Genomic DNA, 17,551 nt, shown 5'->3' on the forward strand with positions numbered 1-17,551 from the left:
GAAGAAGGAGAAGACTTACTTCTCGACGACTGCGAACAGGTCGTCTTCCTTCATGACCAGCAGCTCGTCGCCGTCGACCTTGACGGTCTGGCCCGAGTACTTGCCGAACAGGACGCGGTCGCCGACCTTGACGGTCAGCGCGGTCAGTTCGCCCTTGTCCGTGCGCTTGCCCGGGCCGACGGCCAGGACTTCGCCTTGATCGGGCTTTTCGGCGGCTGCGTCGGGGATGACGATGCCAGAGGCGGTCTTGGTTTCGCTGTCAACACGCTTGACGATCACGCGATCGGCCAAAGGACGAAGTTTCATTGCATCTCCTGAATAGAAACGGGGGTTGGGTTCGGGCGCAGGCCAGGGGCCGGCAGCCCATCGACCGAAAACCGGGTTGTTAGCACTCGAGTTCGGTGAGTGCTAATGATACGGGCATTTGGGTGGGTTTCAAGGGGGGGTGGGAGATAGATCGGCTTCGTTGCTGCGCAATCTGAGTTTGGACGGAGTCATGCGGATCATCTATGCGCTGGCTACGGCAGCGATGTACGACGCCGAGGTCAAAGCAGAGAAACGGGCGCGTGGGGCGCTGATCAAGGCCCGTCAAACGATCGCCCTTGCAGCAGCATTCGGCGCCAAGATCGCGAGGTTGGAGTCGCCAGATCTTCAAACTAGACGCCCCTCTGTGCTGATTGACCTGCTTAGCGATGTCGCCAGCTCATCACACGCGACATCGAGCGATGCGAGCCTTGCCCAGTCGATGCTTGGCTGGCTGCTGGTCAACTCGCCGAGATCAACCTTGGCGTCGCGGCATGCTTCCCTGTCGCAAATGGAGCTGTTCTAGCGGGCGCCGACGATGCGATGAGAAATCTGGCTCTTCAAATCACCGGCCGAACGTGCACTACCTATGGAGAGTGATATGAAAAGAGAATTTTCAGGCATCAAGGCCGTGGCGTTCGATGTGTACGGGACGCTGGTCCAGATCAAGGATCCGAGGCGGCCCTACCGGAGGCTTCTGTCGACGCTGAGCGACATGGGCCGCCCGCCGCGGGCGGACGATGGTGCTCGGGTGATGTCCGCGGACGTGGGATTGGCCGAGGCCGCTGAACTGCTGGGCATGGTCTTGCCCAGTGATGTGCTCGGCAAGCTGCAGGCCGACCTGGATGCAGAACTTGCGAGCGTGAGCCTTTTTGAGGATGTGCTTCCCGCCATACGCTGGCTGAGAGCCTGTGGCATCCGGGTCGGCGTTTGCTCCAATCTGGCTGGCCCATATGCCGCCCCGGTCAAAGCGTTGTTGCCGAAGCTCGATGCGTACGCATGGAGCTTCCAAGTTGGGGCGGTGAAACCAGAACCTCGCATGTACGCTCATCTGTGTGAAGCCTTGGGCGCGCGACCCGAGCAGGTCGTGATGATCGGTGACACCTTGTTGGCAGACTACGAGGGACCGATCGCTTATGGGATGCACGCTTGCCACCTCGCCAGGACGCATGTTTCCGCAGCCAAAGTTCGGATTTTCACGTTGGCGGACGTAAAGCGTTTTGTATTCGCCACATGACTAGAAGGAAGCGGCACTGACCGCAAGATCCCCCGTCGACTTTTGGCCGAATTTCTGGGCGCCGCGCCGTATTCGAGTTGGCGTTGATGGGGCGTGTTCTATAGGCATGTCTACCGCGCTGAGCGAGCTTCTCCTTCCTTTTGAGTATGACGGCAGCCATGGCCCGTATCCGCGTGGGAATGCGTCGTGACGATGAACATCACCTGGCCGGCCAGTGCAGCGGCGCACTTTGCCGCGTGGACTCGCGAGCTGCTGCAGTGATCCGGGTGAACGCGATCTGGCTGGCCTGCGACGCTGGACATGCGTGCCGGCGGCGCGGCGGCGCTGGGCCGCGTGGTCAACCTATTTGATCAACCCCGAGACAGCCGCCACCGCAAATGTGGCGAACAGCCATCCGGCGGCGATGTGCAATTTCAGGTAGGCCGTCGTGCGAGGAGTCTTGGGCGTCCAGGCGCCGGCCACGCCGAAGTCGATAATGGGCACCAAGGTGTCTATGGAGTACCAGACCGGCGAGTAGTCCGTGGTTTGCTTGGGCTCGAGGCGCTGCGGCCTAAGCAGACCTGAACTTGAAGGTTGCTTCGGTGGCTTTGGCTTGGTGCTTTGCATGTGGTCGATATTGAATACAACCGCGCCCAACAGGGCGAAGGCGAACAAGGCGACGAGGCTCCTCTCCGGGGCTCGGCCAAATCTGATCAGCCAATCGGAGAGGTAGGAACCTGCCTTGGACGCGATGTTTCCGTCCAGGTCACGTTCGCGCCGTTTTCGTTCCACAAAGACTTCGTCAGCCCCTTCCTTGTCGCCGACCGATGAACGGTATCGCTCGTAAGCTGCATAGGCATCGGCATTGAAGGCAATTGCGTTGAGGAGGCCTACGGCTGTCAGTCCAGCGTGCTCCTCCTGCTTTCGGGCGAAGAGGCTGTTGAAGTCAACGCCCTGCCACACCATGGGAGTGAACTTGGGACTTCTTGTCGCGCCGACAAATGCCAGACTCTTGAAGTCGACTTGAGCAAAGCGTGCGATGTCGGGTAGAGGGCCCCTTAACTCGACTGACTTCAAGAACTTCGTGTCGGTGACCGTGAGGTAGCCGACGCTGGGAGAGACGATCAACATCGTTGCGATGTCGGAACTCCAAACAGCTATGTCTGGTGGTTCACCGTTCGGCGGCATGGGGTCGGGCCAATCGAGACCGTCGTCCACGAGACCACCTTCCGTAAGCAAGATAGTCAACCCATCCAGCGAGCTGCTGTTCACGCTGATGTTGGCACCGCGTGGGTCGGTTCCGACGAAGACGCGGCCGCGCTTCATGCGGTTCAAGAAAATCCTGGAGCCGGGGTCGCGAGAAATTATGGAAAGTCCATTGACGTCATCGGAGGCTTGTACAGTGATTACTACCCGTCCGGGAAACGTGCCCCGAATCCCCTGCGGCGCCCTGACTGCATCGAACAGGATGTCTACGTCGTTCCCCTCCACTGTCAAGTCATTGAAGTACACCTCTTTGCTGAAGGAGCTGTTCTTCACCGATAACTTCCCCGTAAGCTTGCCGCTCAGGACGGATAGCCCACCGGAGAAGGTCGTCGTCTCAATTGAAACTGGAACGCCGACGTTGCCGCTAATCTTCAAGTCTTTCAGCTCCGAATCGGAAATCGAGATGGCTGCTGTATAGGTGCAGTCTTCCAGCTTGAGATACGCGGCGGATCGAATGCCGTCGAGCACCAGTGCAGACGGAAAGGTTGAGCCGTGCACGCGGACGACGGGCGGGACTGCCGTGATTGGGTCGGATGGTGCGCCGAGGACCTTGCGGAGGAACTCAGGTCGCACGACGGCATCTTTCCCCGTGAGCGGCGCTGAGCGGGGCGGCCCGCCATACAAGGTCTCAAGGATGCGTTGTTCGGCGAGCGATTTGGGCTTGGGCGCGACCCAGCCCGTCAGTGAGGCCGCGTCGGCGGGCCCGGCGGCTAGACCGGTGCAAAGCAGGCAGAGTGATACGAACTTGGAAGCTCTCGTCATATGCGTCGTCCCTGAGCCGTTGGTCAGCGGGGACTATCTGCCGCGGGGACCGCAGGGGCAACCTAGCTATTGAGTAAGAACTCGAGGCGCTACAGTGACAGGGCCGACCGACAATGCCACACTTCGCGATCGGGCAATTGAACGAGGAGCGAAAAGTGCGTAATCAACATATCTTGATTGTTGCCAGTGCGTTTGCTGTGCTGTCGCACCCAGCGTTTGCCCAAGAGGTCGGCGCCGGGCTAGACGAGATGCAGAAGATGCTTACCGCTGAAATCTCTCGCTCTGCCAGTGCCGCGGAATGGGACCATTTCTGGGAAATCGCCACCAAGTCCGCTCTGTGGGTCACGGTCGTCGCCGTTGCCGCCTTAACGGCATGGATCACCCGGGCCAGCGCCGCCGCTACTTCCGATGCTTCAAACGGCTTTCAGTTGGCGAAAGCAGCGTTAGCCGGTGCCACTGCGCTCGTGGCCGTTCTTGGCGGGATCTCCGCCGCCGGTCTTGATTTCGCCAAGCGAAAGGAGACGTGGCAAATAAGAGAAAACCATCTTCAAACTTGCCTTTATGCGATCAAAAATCCAGCCCGGAAGGGCGAGAACTTTGACGCGGCGATCGAGAAGATCAAGGACTGGGGAGACTCCATCGTTGCCGACCGGAATGTTTCATGCGCTCCGAAAGCCTAAGGAGCACGTCGACCGGGGTAAGAAGGTGGGGCGCATCCGTACTGGTGGCGCAACGCATGCAAAGGGCGGCGACAGCGCTTCGCTTGGTCCACGAGCAGATATTTTGTCCGACACCAAAGAGCCCAGCGACGGGCAGAAGAGCTAAGTCTTTTGCAGCGTTGCTCTTCCTTCGGCGTGACGCTCGACGCTAAGCGCATCTTCCTGGGTACGTGCCAAAGAGCCGTGCACCAAACCGCTTATGCTGCGCCTGCGCACCACCGGTCGCAAAGAAATCTGCTATCTGCGGAAATCCGCAGATGCGGGTTGGACACACGGCAATCGCAAATGGTCACGCCGGGCGCTTGGCCCTCCCATGGGCAGTTAGCGCAGGAGCCGGAATTGCCAAACTTCTCCTATCGGGCGGCACCGGAACCGTACCGGTCATCAGCCGATTAGCACCACCGCCGACCGAGAGTGCTGGTCAGCAGATGTGTCAGCAACGATCTGATCGTCTGCGCTTCCATGCCGGCGATCGCTAAGGTGCTAATGCCACTGCCGGATCGCCAAGCAGGACAAGCGTCTGAATGTCGCGTGCAACCAGCGTGTGATAAAGCACCGCAGCCTTCCCGGCTTCTTGCCCGTCGAAGGTCAGTCGCGCCGCGTCCCAAGACGCGAAGTGGCTTGCCGCATTCGCATACCAACCGCGGAGTGCATGTCCAATCGGTGCAGACAGAAACAGCTCGTTATAAAGGCAATCGACCAAGGAGGAGGTCAGGAACTGGCCCGTCGCCGGCTGGCGTACGGTCCAGTCAAATGTGGGTTCGACGTGGCCAACAAACGCGCGCGCCGGCTTGGCCGCGCTGAGAAGTGCAAGTGGCAGGGGTGCCACCTGTCCACCTAGCTCGCCGACCGCCTGCAGCATCTGGCGCGCCGGCGAATCACTAAAGAGATCGCTGAAGACAGAACCGCTGTCCGCGCCGGCGGCACAACACGCATGGGCGTACCAAATCGCGCCGTCGGGCTTCCAAGCCGCCAGCAGCGCTGCGAGAGGTAGGGGCTGGAAGGACCGGTCGACCGGTAGGCCTAGCTGGGATGCCATTTGGTCGCGGTCGGTGAGAGGCCCCGTCATGCCGTGGCTCGTGGTGACCACGACACCAGGTCGGACCGATGCGAGAGCCTCGGTCAAGCGCGCATGCGTCGCATCGGCTGCCCCGACGTGCACCGCTTTGGCCTGTAGGTCCGTGTCGCCTGCGTATTTGCGGGCGAGTTCGTCGGCGATCGCCACACGTAGCAGGTGCGAGATGTCGTCCTCGCCGTGATCCACGCCCCAGACCACTGTCGCGTGCGGGTCGGCACCGGCACCGGTCCAGTCATCAAGACAAGCTTGCACGTACGGCGCAAGCAGCTGCTCATCCTTTAGTGGGTGAAAAGGCAGCCGCCCAACGTTGCGATTGAGAGCGAGGATGTACTGCAGCGTCCAAGGCAGCTCGCCTGCGGTGGGTCTTCCCACCATCAGCAGGTATCGAGGAATGTCGCCGACGTTCTTGCCGACCGGGCTACCGGCCAGATCGAGATCTTTGCGGTTCGAATAGTCTCGCAGCAGTGTCAGGCGGAAATCGGACGCAGGCCTGTAGCGAAGCACGACTCTGTTCTGACGCTTGTCGAGCAGCAATCGCAACAATGGACAGAGGTCCTCGTTGTTCGCGAACTGCTCAGGGGTAAAGCCCGGCTGCTCGGCGACTAGCAGGGCCCAGCCCACGCGGGGGTCCAGGAAATCGCGGGGATTCGCGGACGGCGGTGGTTTGAGGAAACGGGCGATCGGGCTCGGTGGCGTGCGCAGCGCCCAGCGCGAACTCGTTGCCGAGACAACACCCCGCGCGCAGGCGGTGCCGCCCGCGTATGCGTTGAGCGTGACTTCGCCGGGCCGCACGTTCGGCTCAAACAAGCTGAGCCTCCAGGTGCTGGATCTGAGCGTCGAACTCCGCGCGCATCTGCGCTTTCAGTAAATCGGACAGGGGATGCTGCATGGCAGCGTCACGTTCCTTCTTGAGTTGCTCAACCTCACCCTGCAAGCGTCGCCGCGTTTCGTCGGACAGCGCACCTTGACCACGGATGATGGTGAATGGCTCGGTACGCGCATAGAGGAGCGGGACCAACCAACGCTTCGTGTTGCATGCGGCAGCACTGCCGCCAGCGATATGCACCCGCACGCGCTGCAGAAAGCGTGCCCACTCAACCTCGTGGCGCGCACTGATCGGTAGGCTAGCCAACGTCTCGAAGGCGGCTGCATAGAAGTGCTGCGACATCTCGCGTGCCTCCACGGTCGTGACCGGCTCGCGCATGCCGATCACAGCTGGGAATCCCCAGCGTACCAGCCGATTCGCAAGATTCTTGGCATCGCTGCTCATGGACGCGCTGTTGCAGGCATTCAGAGCGATCGCCCACACACTTTCGTTCGGGTCACCTTCCTGGCGGAAGTCGCGCGCGTTCAGCTCAATCGAGCCTCCCTTGCCAGCCTCGACATCAGCGACGGTACTGATGCGCAACAGCGGAACCTCTTCACCGGAACCATGGGCAAACAGATGCAGCAAATGAGGGCGCGAGTCGCGGATGCGCTTCAGCAGAGCCAGCGCGTTCCCAACGATCGGCGCCCATGTCACGCTCACATTGGGAGGAAAGTTTGCTGTCTCAATCGCCGCCTTCAGGTCCGGGTCGCAGCCAAATACTGACACTGAGACGCCGAGGTTCTGAGCCTCAGGCGATCGTATCGCCGCCTCTAGGCTGCCCCATTCGAGGGCCTGTTCGCGCGCACCTCCGTCGTCCCACCAAGCACCAAGGACGCAAGTGATGCGCAGTGGAGGGGTGAATACGACTTCTCTCTTTACTGCGCCCTGCACTTGATCAGGGGGAAGCACGCGGGCGATCGGCGCGTTAGCGTCCAGCGCAAGAAAGTCCCCTTGCGTGTCGACAAGCGACTCCCACGGAAGCGCTTCCGCTGGCGAGGTATCGATTTGGAGGTGTAGCGACTGTAGCGGCCGATCCGCCATGTCAAGCCAAGCTCCGAGGACGGACTTCACCGCTTCGTGGCTGAGCAAATCGTCGCGCAGCCGCATCCCTGCCTTGCGCACATCAGGGCTGGGCAGCGGCATCAGGAACTCCGTGTCGCTGGGAAGACTTTTCAGCTTCACAAGGCGGCCGCCGTTCGCGACCCCCCGTGGCTCTTCGAGATGGAAGGAAACTTTTCCTTCTTCGTCCTCCTGAAACCGGATCAGTGTGCGACTCACAGGGTCCAACTATCGTTCGCCGTCGCGCCGGTAGCAGCGGCCTCCGCATTGAACACGGTAAGCACCATACCAACCTCGCCTACCCGCTCCACCGCGCTTACATCATCCGATTGCGCCGTATATTTGGCGACAAGGTCAGAGGTGAAGCGCAGTGCGTCAAGCACGCCAGCGTCGCGAGCTGAATCCCGGTCGGCCTCGGGCATCGAGGCAATTCCAGCGATGGTCTTTTCAAGCCGCCGCTGATGCGCGCTGACCCACGATGGTATGTCCTGGGGGGCGGGCAAGCTCCGATAGAGCCTTTGTGGCGAGCCGTCTTCGAGCAACTTTTGCATGCGTATGTCGAGGGCATCACCAACTGAGCGCGTGCCCCATGACGGATGGCTGGTGACGGTGAGTGCAGGCGAGTACGGAACGTTCGGCGGAGGCGAATAGCCGCGCGCGAAGATGTGCACGTATCCTTCACGCAAAGCCCTGGCCCAGGCGTCATCGCCTGAAGCCCGATCAGCGGCGATGTCGTGCAGGATTGACGGCACGTTCAAGCCGCGGCTGACCTCGCTGTACAACATGCGAAGGCCCAGAGGCGAACTGTTACCGGGCGGCGAGCTGAATGTGACGGCCCAAGCGCCGACCTGCTCCAGGAAGAAGTTAATCTCGCGCGAGCCGATCAACCGAGAGCCAGCATCTTCGAGCCCGGGCGTTTCCGAGCTGGCGAAACGTAAGCCAGGGCGGCTGCGGCCGAGATACCCTGCATTGATGAAATGAACAGCGTCGAGTGAGAGGTTGCCCAACGCGCCGCGCATCCATACAAGCCACGGATGCTCGAGCCGGTCAGCCACATCTATTCCGTTGCTCTCGCTTTCCACCGGGTTCGATTGCAGGTACAGCTGCGCTTCCTCCGCTCGGTAGAAGCGGATGGACGTGTCAAGGTCCACCAGCCCGCCGCGATCGCGCAGTGCCGTATGGAAGTCGGCATCGACGAAGATGTGGAGCCAAACCTCACGCAGCACATCGGTTGGGATCTGTGAGATCACATCCGCGAGGACCTGCTCGCGGTCGACGTCTTCGTGGGCAGGAAAGCTGCAGCAGATGCCGATATCGAGCCTTGTGTCGGATCGCACCGGACGCACCGGTGCTGCTCCGAGGCGCAACACTGGCCGCCCTAGCTGCTCCACGCCCAAACGCTCCCATGGCACGCCAGGCAGATAGCCGTACGGGGTTTCGAATGTGATGTAGATCGGCAGGTCCGGGTCCAGCGCGCTTCGGATGAAGTCGACGATCGAACTTGGCAGGCGATAGCCCTCGTCGCTGCCCTCGCGCAACTTGGCTTCCGCGTAGCCAAGCGGCACGCCAATCTCAGCCATCGGAACAGCGATCGACCCGAGGCTCTCGGTGCCAACCGAGAGCGCAAAGACGACACTTGCGCCAGGGCAGGCGGCATCACCCCGCAGGTCGAGCGAAATCCTGGCCAACGCCACAGGACGCCCATCCACTTCCAATTGATCGAGTGCGCGCATGGGTGTGTCCGTTCAAACCGGACGGGCGTCTTGTTCGGCGAGCGCCCAGCACGTAAAGGCGTTGGTGACGTCGCCGTGACTGGTGATGCGTTCGCCCGCTCCGTCTAAAGCGACAACACGCGCGGTGGCAGGATATTCGAAAGTGGCCTGTTCAACGATCGGGATGGTCGATGCGCTGCCGTTCGCCATGCCTTGGGGACCATAGCCTCCCAGTGCACAGTAGATGCTCGGAGGCGCCTCCGCTGCTAGTTCGGCCTCACCGAGATCCTTGGCACGCCGCAAGGCCAGGTGGAAGGTGTCGTGGAGTGGAAAGTCGTGTGGGGAAAAGGTGCTGTATATCGGCAGCTCGACCTGATCAATGGCCCTTGCAAAGCCGCCCGATCCTTGGGTGTGGGGAATGCTTCCGGCTTCGGCGAAACAGTATTGGTTCACCGCAGGCTGTAACAGCAGGGCCGAACGGGCCTTGTAGGGCAGGGTCGCGGTCGACAGAGCAGCCAGCATCACACGGCAGCCGTACGAGTGTCCGACCAGCCGCACGGAAGCGCCTGCACCGGTCAGGCTCTGGAGCAACGGGCCAACCAGGTTCGCGCCTATCGTGCCGGCGCGATCCTTCATCATGTACACGGTGGCGCCGCGGATCAGGTTGCGCGGGTCCAGCGCGCTAAGAAGTCCCGCCGCCTGCGCAGTGCCCGCTGCAGCAGCTGCGTCCGGCTCATCGGCGAAACCGAAATCGGGATTGACCGGCACAGATGGCCGACTAGCTTGGTCGAGAGCGCGCCAGGACTCGAGCAACTCGGCTTCGGTCGGCAATGTGTCCCTTGCAATCTCAGGCAGACTGCCACGCATGGCCGCACGGGCCAGACCAACTGCTTCCACCTGCTCAACGGCCTCAAGCGAGCCACGCCCGGCCAATTCGCGAAGGCGTGCAGCTTCGGCGTCATCGAGTTCGTCGCCGATCACGCCCAACGCGTGGTGCTGGAAGTCTCGATCGGCTTCAGCGTTGTTGCCACCGGCGATGGCCGGGCCCTTCTCCCATGGAAACACGAGCACGACGCTGGGCCACTGCACACCCACAAAGACCGGCTTCCAGTCGGCGCTGGGCACTCGGCGCTCGAGGAAGCCGGTGAAGAAGCGTTTGAAGAGATCGACGGACTCGTCGAAGTCGTTGTTCCAGCCATGTGCGAACACATAGACGTCATGGAAAGTGCCGTCGGTGACTTTGTCGACAAGCTCCCGATAGGCCTCAGGTGTCTTCAAAGTGCCGCTCTTGTCGCCCTGTATCAAGTACAACGGAACTGCGTGCCCTTGCGCTGTCACTGTGCTGAACGATGTGGTCATTGCACTTCCAGTGTTGACGACGAATGCGGATCATCGAGTAAGTCAGTTCGCCAAGCAACAGTTGCTGAGACATCGCGCATCCGCTTTTGGTGGTGCTCCTCCTGAGCCCCGTGCGCAGGATGCGATGCTCCTTAACGCCTGTCTATGGCCTATTTTGATTAAGCACCTGGGCGCGGCTCGTTCACGGCGAGCAGAAGTAGGCCCCGTATTGGTTACCAAACTCCGCACCGCAGCGCAGCGGGGCTTTCATTGATTGCCACCGCCGGCGCTAGCCTCGACCATGCGCATCCTTTCAAGGGAGGTCGGATGCAGCACTTGGCGAAACGCGTCATTTGCGGAGTGACGTTCGATAGCCGCCCAAAGAACGCTTGGAAGAGACCAAAGACCCTCTGCTCAGCATGCTGCTCAGGAATGGCGGGTTGGGCCGCTACGGGAGCTCCGGCGATAAGCGCGCAACGAGATGTGGGCTTCCCCCGGTTTCCCGGACGCTTTGCCTAGCCCGTTAAGCGCTGCCGCTCCTCGAATTGAACACGGCTGAGGTAGTTCAATTTTGAGTGTTTCCTGAACGGGTTGTAGAACCGCTCGATGTAGTCGAAGACATCGGCTCTGGCCTGCTCCCTGGTCTGGTAGACCGTGCGAGCGCAGCGCTCGGTCTTCAGCGTCGGGAAGAAGCTTTCCATCGCCGCGTTGTCCCAGCATTCACCGCGCCGGCTCATGCTGCAGGTGATGTTTTGGCTCTTCAACAACTGCTGGAACTCGTCGCTGGTGTACTGGCTGCCCTGGTCTGAATGGTGCATCAGCGCAGCCGGGTGCTGTTCCAGAGGGCGGCTGCCAGCTAGCACCAGACCAGTTTTTCAAGGTCTGCACTGGAGGCAAAGTTGCTCGCAAGTTCGGTGGCGCGAAACTGGCAAGAACGCACGTTGAATGGCGCGTTGCTCCAAACTACATTGGCGCATTCCGGGGAAACCCTCTATAAATCATAGGGTTAGCTATACGGTATCCCGTACGTTCGGTGGCTTTCCGCAACAGCTGCGGAACGCCAGTGGACTTTGGTGAGCGCGCCGCTGAACTTGCGGCTTTGACCCTGGACGCAACAGCGCGTGCACTACAACGACGCAGAGCGACGTGGCCGTCGGTGTGGGCAATCGCGATGAAGTTGGATTTGAGCCTTCATCACGGCGAGAGCCTTGCAAGCAACATCATCTTCTTGCTCGGTTGGTTCACTCTCAGGAGCTATGAGCGGGACATGCTCAACGCTGCTAAGGCCGTCCGACGATGGCGCGGGACGTTCGTGCGGCCAAGCGTAGTGCGCACCGGAATCGATGCTCGCCACGAACGCCGCAGCGACTCTACCGCTTAGAACGTGAAGTTCGGTAGTGCCCGCAACTTACGCTCGACCAAACGGTCGGCGAGAGTTTTGAGACCGAGCTCAGCGCACAGACTGCCAGGCTCCGAGGCGCTTTTGCCAAAGCTCGATGCGTACGCATGGAGCTTTGAGGTTGGGGCGGTGAAACCAGAGCCTCGCATGTACGCGCATCTTTGTGAGGCCCTAGACGCGCGACCCGAACAGGTCGTGATGATCGGGGACATTCTGTCGGCAGACTATGAGGGACCGATCGCGTACGGGATGCAGGCTTGTCACCTTGCTAGGAAAAATATTTCCGCGGCGAAAGCTCAGATTTCCACGTTGGCGCATCTCCAGCGTTTTGTGCCCGCAACATGATCTGGCGCAGGCGGCGCTGACCGCAAGATGCCTATCGGCTTTGACCGGATCTCCGGCCGTAGCGCCGCGCCGGCCTCGGGCTAGAGCCAGATCGGAGGTCACCCCTTGCTACCCGCATCACCGATTGCCGGCGCAATGGTGGAAACTCGAAGTGGCCAGGCAGATGACCAACCACTAGAGCGCTCGCACGGCAGGGCTCCATAGACAGAGGTGTTCTCTTGATGAGATCGAGCGCATTCGTATTTGAGCGGTGATTGTTACGATGTAACTAGGCTGTTACATTGCGGCTTCGTTGTAGGAAGCCCGATGCTTGAAAAATTGGAATGGATTGCGGCCGGCGCACGCTTTAAACCCGCCGGCCTGCAGTGGTCGAACGGTGAGCAGCGCAGGCACCTATGTGCTCGTCAGCGCGCTGGATGCGGCATAGCTCATCTTCTCAGCCTGATTGCGAGCAAGCTCCGCTTGATCGTTGCCGCATGTTGCCTTTTCGCTTCATATTCATTCGCGTCCCAGGTGACGGAGTATCAGGCGTATGGCAATGGATGGCTGGGCGGAATGGGCAGCGGTTGGCAGTCCACTCCTGAGGCTGCATGCTCTCGGATGGTCGGCGTTACTGTGGAAGTGAATTACGGCATCTACACGTATGTGAGCTCCGTATTGGCTGGTGCCGAACCGCAGTGGGTGTGTCACGCTATTGAGCGATACACCACCTCTGTCGGGCCTTCAGATAGCAATACGAGCCTCGTGGTGTACCGGCGGACGGTGGAGGTCGCGGAGCCTCCGGGGCCTCCGGAGCCTGCGCAGATGTGCATGTCTGGGGCCACAACTCCCAACCCCATACTCCCAGCAACAGGCGAAAAAATTCGCGTCGAGCCAGACTGGACAGACGCCGGCCCTGCTGCTCTATCTTTGGTCCGTACCTACCGTAGTCTCTGGGGCCCAGATGCCTCACGCCCAGTCGGCGTGCTCGGCAAGGCCTGGACGCACAACCACAGCACCTCGCTGAAAGTCACAGTCCGCGACGCTGCAGCATCTCCGCAGGCGGTGGCGATCACGACCGCCGAGGGCTACCTGCGCACCTTCTTCAAGCAGGCGCAGGCATCCAACTGGACCGCCACCAATGGCGCCGACACCTTGACCGGCAACGGCCCGTGGACCTACCACCGCGCCGAAGACGACGTCACCCAGTCCTTCGACACCGACGGCCGCCTGCTCACACAGACCGAGCGCAACGGTTGGGCCACCACCTACGCCTACAGCGGCGGTCACCTGGCCTCCGTCACCAACGCCTTCGGCCGCACGCTGAGCTTCCAGTACAGCGGCGATCAGCTGGTGAGCGTCACCACACCCGATGCCCGCGTCATCGGCTACGCCTACGACAGCACCGGCCGCCTGAGCACCGTCACCTACCCTGACGCCAAGACCCGCAGCTTCGTTTACGAGAACACCGACTTCCCCCACGCCCTGACTGGCATCTTCGACGAGTCTGGAATACGCTGGGGTAGCTTCTACTACAACGAAAAGGGGTGGGCGTCTGTCTCTGCATTGGCCGGCTCTGTCGAGCTCTACCAGGTGATCTACGATTCGAGCACTTCAACCAGGGTACGCGACCCGTTGGGCACCATACGCCAGTACAGCTACAGCCGCGCCCTCGGCAGACTGGCTGTTACTAGCAGCTCATGGCCCTCGGGCACCGGCGAGGCCGACGCCGCCAGCCGCGTGCAAGACGCCACTAATGGCCTCATCACCCGAGAGACGGACTTCAATGGCGTCCGAACCGACACAACGTGGAACGTCGCCCGCCGCCTGCCCACATCGGTGACCCGTGCCGCCGGCACCCCCGAAGCCCAGACCACCACCACCCAGTGGCACGCCACCTGGGCGTTGCCTGTGCTGGTCACCGAAGCCGGCCGCACCACGGCCTATACGTACGACACCCAGGGCCGCCCCCTCACGCAGACCGTCACCCACACTGCTGCCGGCAACAAGACCCAGACCACCAGCTGGACCTACACCCCACAGGGCCTGGTCGCCACCGAGACCGCCCCGAACGGCGCAGTCACCAGCTACACCTACGACGCGGCCGGCAACGTGCTCAGCGCGACCAACGCCCTGGGCCACGTCAGCAGCTACACCTACGACAGCGCCAACCGCATGCTCAGCCAGACCGCGCCCAACGGCCTGGTCACCACCTACACCTGGGATGCCCGCGACCGCCTGCTCAGCCAGACCGTCGGCGGCCAGCAGACGACTACGCTCACCTACACGCCCTTCGGCACCATCGCGACCCTCACGCTGCCCACCGGCCTGAGCCTTGCCTACACCTACGACGCAGCCCACCGCCTGACCGGCTGGAGCAACAACCGCGGCGAGAGCGGCAGCTTCACCCTCGACGCCATGGGCAACCGCACCGGCGAGCAGATCCTCAACAGCGCGGGTGCCGTCGCCTGGACCACCGCGCGCACCGTCAACAACATCAACCGCCTGACCGCCCAGACCGAAGGTTCGAACCAGACCAGCACCTTCGGCTACGACGCCAACGGCGAGCGCATCCGCGAGACCAACGGCCTGAACCAGAGCACCCAGTACGGCCTGGATGGCCTGCGCCGCGTCAAGACCCTGACCAATGCCGCCAACGCCAGCGCGGGCCTCAGCTACAACGCGCTCGACGCCGTCACCCAAGCCAGCGACTTCAAGGGCGTGGCCACCAGCTACACCCGCGATGCACAGGGCAACGCCACCGCCGAGAGCAGCAACGACATCGGCGCGCGCAGCACTGTCTACGACGCGCTGGGCCTGCCCAGCCAGATCGTCGATGCCCTGGGCCAGGCCACGACCATCCAGCGCGATGCCCTGGGCCGCCCGACGCAACTGAGCTTCGCCGACGGCAAGCTCACCACGCTGCGCTACGACCTCACCGGCGGCACCTACAACGCAGCAGGCGCAGCCAACGCCAGCATCGGGTACCTCAGCGAGATCCAGGACCGCGCCGGCACCACCAGCTACCAGCGCGATGCCTTCGGCCGCGTGGTGCGCAAGACCCAGGCGCTGGCCAACGGCGCGACCGGCACCGGCAGCTACAGCTACAACGCCGCCGGCCTGCTCAGCGCCATCCAGTACCCGGGCGGCGCCGACCACATCCTGCAGCACGTCTACGACGCCACCGGCCGGCTCACGGCCATGAACTGGAAGGGCCAGCCGCTGGTCACTGGCATCACCTGGAACCCGATGGGCCAACCGACTGGCTGGACCTGGGCCTTCGGTGCGGTCAGCGGCCTCAATGGCGTCAACCAGGCCACCACGCGCAGCTACGACACCGCCGGGCGCCTGACCAACGTCACCGCCGGTGGTCAGACCGTGCTGGGCTACGTCTACGACGCGGCCGGTCGCATCACCTCGCTGAGCCAGCTGCTGGCCGAGCCGGTGACGCCGAACGACCCGAACAGCGCCGTCACGACGACCCTTCGCAGCTGGCTGGCCGGCTACGACGCCACGGGCCGCCTGACCGCCTCAACCAGAGCGGCACCGGTGCCCCGGTCGACACCGCCGGCTTCAGCTACGACGCGAACGGCAACCGCACCGCCAGCACGCGCGTCGTCGGCGGCACCACCACCAGCCGCAGCTACAGCGTCAGCGCCAACCAGCTCACCGGCTTCAGCCAGGTCATCGGCGGCACGTCCACCAGCGTGGCCTACGGCTACAACGCCAACGGCGACATGACCGGCGATGGTCTGCGCACTTACACCTACGACGCCGAAGGACGCCTGAGCACGGCGACCACCGGGGCCACCGACTACAGCCCGACCACGCGCTACGCCCACAACGCGCTGGGCCAGCGGGTCTTCAAGACCGAGCCGCAGTACCCGCCGGCAGAAGGTGACGAGACCGATGCGGGCTTCATGCAGAGCCTGATCAGCTTCTTCAAGCAGCTGTGGAGCCCCAGCACGAGCCCGTCGGAAGCCTATGGCTATGTGTACGCCTATGACGAAGAGGGCCGCCTGATCGGTGAGTACGGCACGGGCGGGGCACACAGCGCGGGCAGCAAGCAGTACGTCTACCTGCCCACGGCCGCAGGGCCGATGCCGATCGTGGTGATGGCCGACGACACGCGCTATGCGGTCATGGCCGACCACCTGAACACGCCGCGCCGGGCCACCTACCCGGACGGGGATCTGCGCTGGCAGTGGGGCTACAGTGCCTTCGGCGATGAGCCGCCGACGGTGGCCGATCGGCGCTTCAACAAGACAACCCCGCTGGAGAGCGACTTCAGCATCAACCTGCGCTACCCGGGGCAGTACTTCGATGTGGAGTCCAACCTCCACTACAACAGGTTCAGGACGTACAACCCGACCGTCGGGCGCTATACCCAGGGGGATCCGATTGGGCTCGATGGGGGATGGAATAGGTTTGGGTATGCAGATGCCAACCCGCTGAGCTACGGCGACCCTCTCGGACTTTGGTCGGTCGAAGGTGGCGTCTATGTAGGGTTGGGGGCGTCCATGAGTCTCGGCCGCGATCCCGCGACCGGCGGCACATTTATGTCTTTCAAGTTTGGCAAGGGATTCGGATGGGGCGCGGCTTACGATCCACTCGGAGGTCGTGCCGGTGGCACAGAGGATCAGTCCTGTCGCGCCGGTGTCGGCGTCGGCTTCTATGCTGAAGCGGGCGGCAACGCGGGCCCCGTTTCCGGGAAGGTCGAGGCAAATCTTGGCCGCAATTTCTTCTTTGGTGGAGGCAGCGATATTTATGGCGGCGTTCAGCCCAAAGGATCCTTCGATACCAATATTCGCGGGATCAAGGGTGTTGCTGCGGCTGGAGTTGAGATCACATTTTTTGGTGCGAGACCGTCACGATGAAAACACCTCGAAGCATTACAGTTTCAGGTTTGAAATGGGCAGCCTTCATTGCCGTCGCCCTGCTGTTCTTGCCTCCGCTGCTGATTGGATTTTTGCCAGTGTGGGAACATGCGAAAAAGTTGGCGCAAAGTAATGAACAACTACGCGGGGTGTGTCCTTCGCATGCTTCGATAAAGCTGAGTCGGTGGTTCTACACGTACAAATTCTCCGGAGAGTCCGCGGAGTCAGCCTTCAACGGCACAGTGGCTAACAGAGATTGCAGTAGAAAGTTCAATATCAGATTCAAAAAGACAGACGAAATCTGGGCGATTGACCGGATAACGATCATCGATTGACGGCATCCTTGGCAACGAAAAAAGCGCCCACGACGTCTGCGTTTACGCGCAATTTTGCGGTGTTGCAGGTCCGCAGTTCGTTGCTTTTTGCGGTGTGTCTATTCCGCGGTGAAGGATTGCCATCGAGCGGAATATTACAGCCAAAGGTGCCACATGGTTCGGTGGTGCGGGATTCGTCGGCGCGGGACAAATGACCATCAACGATTCTGGACAGATCCAGGGCACGAGAGGTGGTGTTCGTGGGCAAGTTGGTGTGGGTGCTGGAGCCGGCTACGTTGACTGTGTTCAAAGAACT

The 17,551-nt window shown here is 61.8% G+C and carries 13 protein-coding genes and 1 pseudogene; 7 read left to right on the forward strand and 7 right to left on the reverse strand.

Annotated features, from left to right (window positions below):
• Positions 1–15 precede the first annotated feature (15 nt).
• The gene (gene groES / locus QTH86_RS22485) at positions 16–306 is read right to left on the reverse strand and encodes a co-chaperone GroES (protein WP_093125512.1); all 291 of its coding nucleotides are present in this window, start codon (positions 304–306) and stop codon (positions 16–18) included.
• A 190-nt stretch (positions 307–496) separates the two neighbouring features.
• On the opposite strand from groES, the gene QTH86_RS22490 reads away from it, so the two are divergent.
• Both QTH86_RS22490 and QTH86_RS22495 read left to right on the forward strand, forming a co-directional pair.
• A complete protein-coding gene (locus QTH86_RS22490; protein WP_286648370.1) occupies positions 497–829 on the forward strand; it encodes a hypothetical protein in 333 nt (110 codons plus the stop codon).
• Positions 830–904: 75 nt separating this feature from the next.
• Positions 905–1,540, forward strand: a complete 636-nt coding sequence (locus tag QTH86_RS22495) for an HAD family hydrolase (protein ID WP_286648371.1) — start codon at positions 905–907, stop codon at positions 1,538–1,540.
• 342 nt (positions 1,541–1,882) lie between these two features.
• On the opposite strand, the gene QTH86_RS22500 is transcribed toward QTH86_RS22495, so the two are convergent.
• Positions 1,883–3,547, reverse strand: coding sequence for a hypothetical protein (locus QTH86_RS22500; RefSeq protein WP_286648372.1), 1,665 nt, complete (start codon positions 3,545–3,547; stop codon positions 1,883–1,885).
• Between the two features lie 113 nt (positions 3,548–3,660).
• Here QTH86_RS22500 and QTH86_RS22505 point away from each other — a divergent pair, with 113 nt between their 5' ends.
• Entirely contained in the window at positions 3,661–4,227 is a 567-nt protein-coding gene (locus tag QTH86_RS22505) for a hypothetical protein (protein WP_286648373.1), read from the forward strand.
• 514 nt (positions 4,228–4,741) lie between these two features.
• Here the strand turns inward: QTH86_RS22505 and QTH86_RS22510 are convergent.
• The 5 genes and pseudogenes from QTH86_RS22510 to QTH86_RS22530 form a co-directional block, all read right to left on the reverse strand.
• Entirely contained in the window at positions 4,742–6,151 is a 1,410-nt protein-coding gene (locus QTH86_RS22510; RefSeq protein ID WP_286648374.1) for a hypothetical protein, read from the reverse strand.
• Positions 6,144–7,490, reverse strand: a complete 1,347-nt coding sequence (locus QTH86_RS22515) for a CHAT domain-containing protein (protein WP_286648375.1) — start codon at positions 7,488–7,490, stop codon at positions 6,144–6,146. Before QTH86_RS22515 ends, QTH86_RS22510 begins: the two co-directional genes overlap by 8 nt.
• Positions 7,487–9,004 carry a hypothetical protein gene (locus QTH86_RS22520; protein ID WP_286648376.1) on the reverse strand — a complete coding sequence of 506 codons (1,518 nt, stop codon included), beginning with the start codon at positions 9,002–9,004 and terminating at the stop codon, positions 7,487–7,489. Before QTH86_RS22520 ends, QTH86_RS22515 begins: the two co-directional genes overlap by 4 nt.
• Positions 9,005–9,016: 12 nt before the next feature.
• Positions 9,017–10,342: a hypothetical protein gene (locus QTH86_RS22525; protein WP_286648377.1), complete on the reverse strand. Its 1,326-nt coding sequence runs from the start codon at positions 10,340–10,342 to the stop codon at positions 9,017–9,019.
• A 494-nt stretch (positions 10,343–10,836) separates the two neighbouring features.
• A pseudogene (locus tag QTH86_RS22530) lies at positions 10,837–11,151 on the reverse strand (integrase core domain-containing protein); the annotation flags it as partial.
• Positions 11,152–11,705: 554 nt separating this feature from the next.
• Between QTH86_RS22530 and QTH86_RS27070 the strand changes: the two are divergent.
• The 4 genes from QTH86_RS27070 (at position 11,706) to QTH86_RS22545 (ending at position 17,256) form a co-directional block, all read left to right on the forward strand.
• Positions 11,706–12,065: an HAD family hydrolase gene (locus QTH86_RS27070; protein ID WP_353505996.1), complete on the forward strand. Its 360-nt coding sequence runs from the start codon at positions 11,706–11,708 to the stop codon at positions 12,063–12,065.
• Positions 12,066–12,875: 810 nt separating this feature from the next.
• Positions 12,876–15,785, forward strand: coding sequence for a DUF6531 domain-containing protein (locus tag QTH86_RS22535; RefSeq protein ID WP_286648378.1), 2,910 nt, complete (start codon positions 12,876–12,878; stop codon positions 15,783–15,785).
• Positions 15,752–16,921 carry an RHS repeat-associated core domain-containing protein gene (locus QTH86_RS22540; RefSeq protein ID WP_286648379.1) on the forward strand — a complete coding sequence of 390 codons (1,170 nt, stop codon included), beginning with the start codon at positions 15,752–15,754 and terminating at the stop codon, positions 16,919–16,921. Before QTH86_RS22535 ends, QTH86_RS22540 begins: the two co-directional genes overlap by 34 nt.
• The gene (locus tag QTH86_RS22545) at positions 16,918–17,256 is read left to right on the forward strand and encodes a hypothetical protein (RefSeq protein WP_286648380.1); all 339 of its coding nucleotides are present in this window, start codon (positions 16,918–16,920) and stop codon (positions 17,254–17,256) included. Before QTH86_RS22540 ends, QTH86_RS22545 begins: the two co-directional genes overlap by 4 nt.
• The last annotated feature ends 295 nt before the right edge of the window (positions 17,257–17,551 follow it).

Source organism: Variovorax sp. J2L1-78, assembly GCF_030317205.1.
Taxonomy (GTDB): domain Bacteria; phylum Pseudomonadota; class Gammaproteobacteria; order Burkholderiales; family Burkholderiaceae_C; genus Variovorax; species Variovorax arabinosiphilus.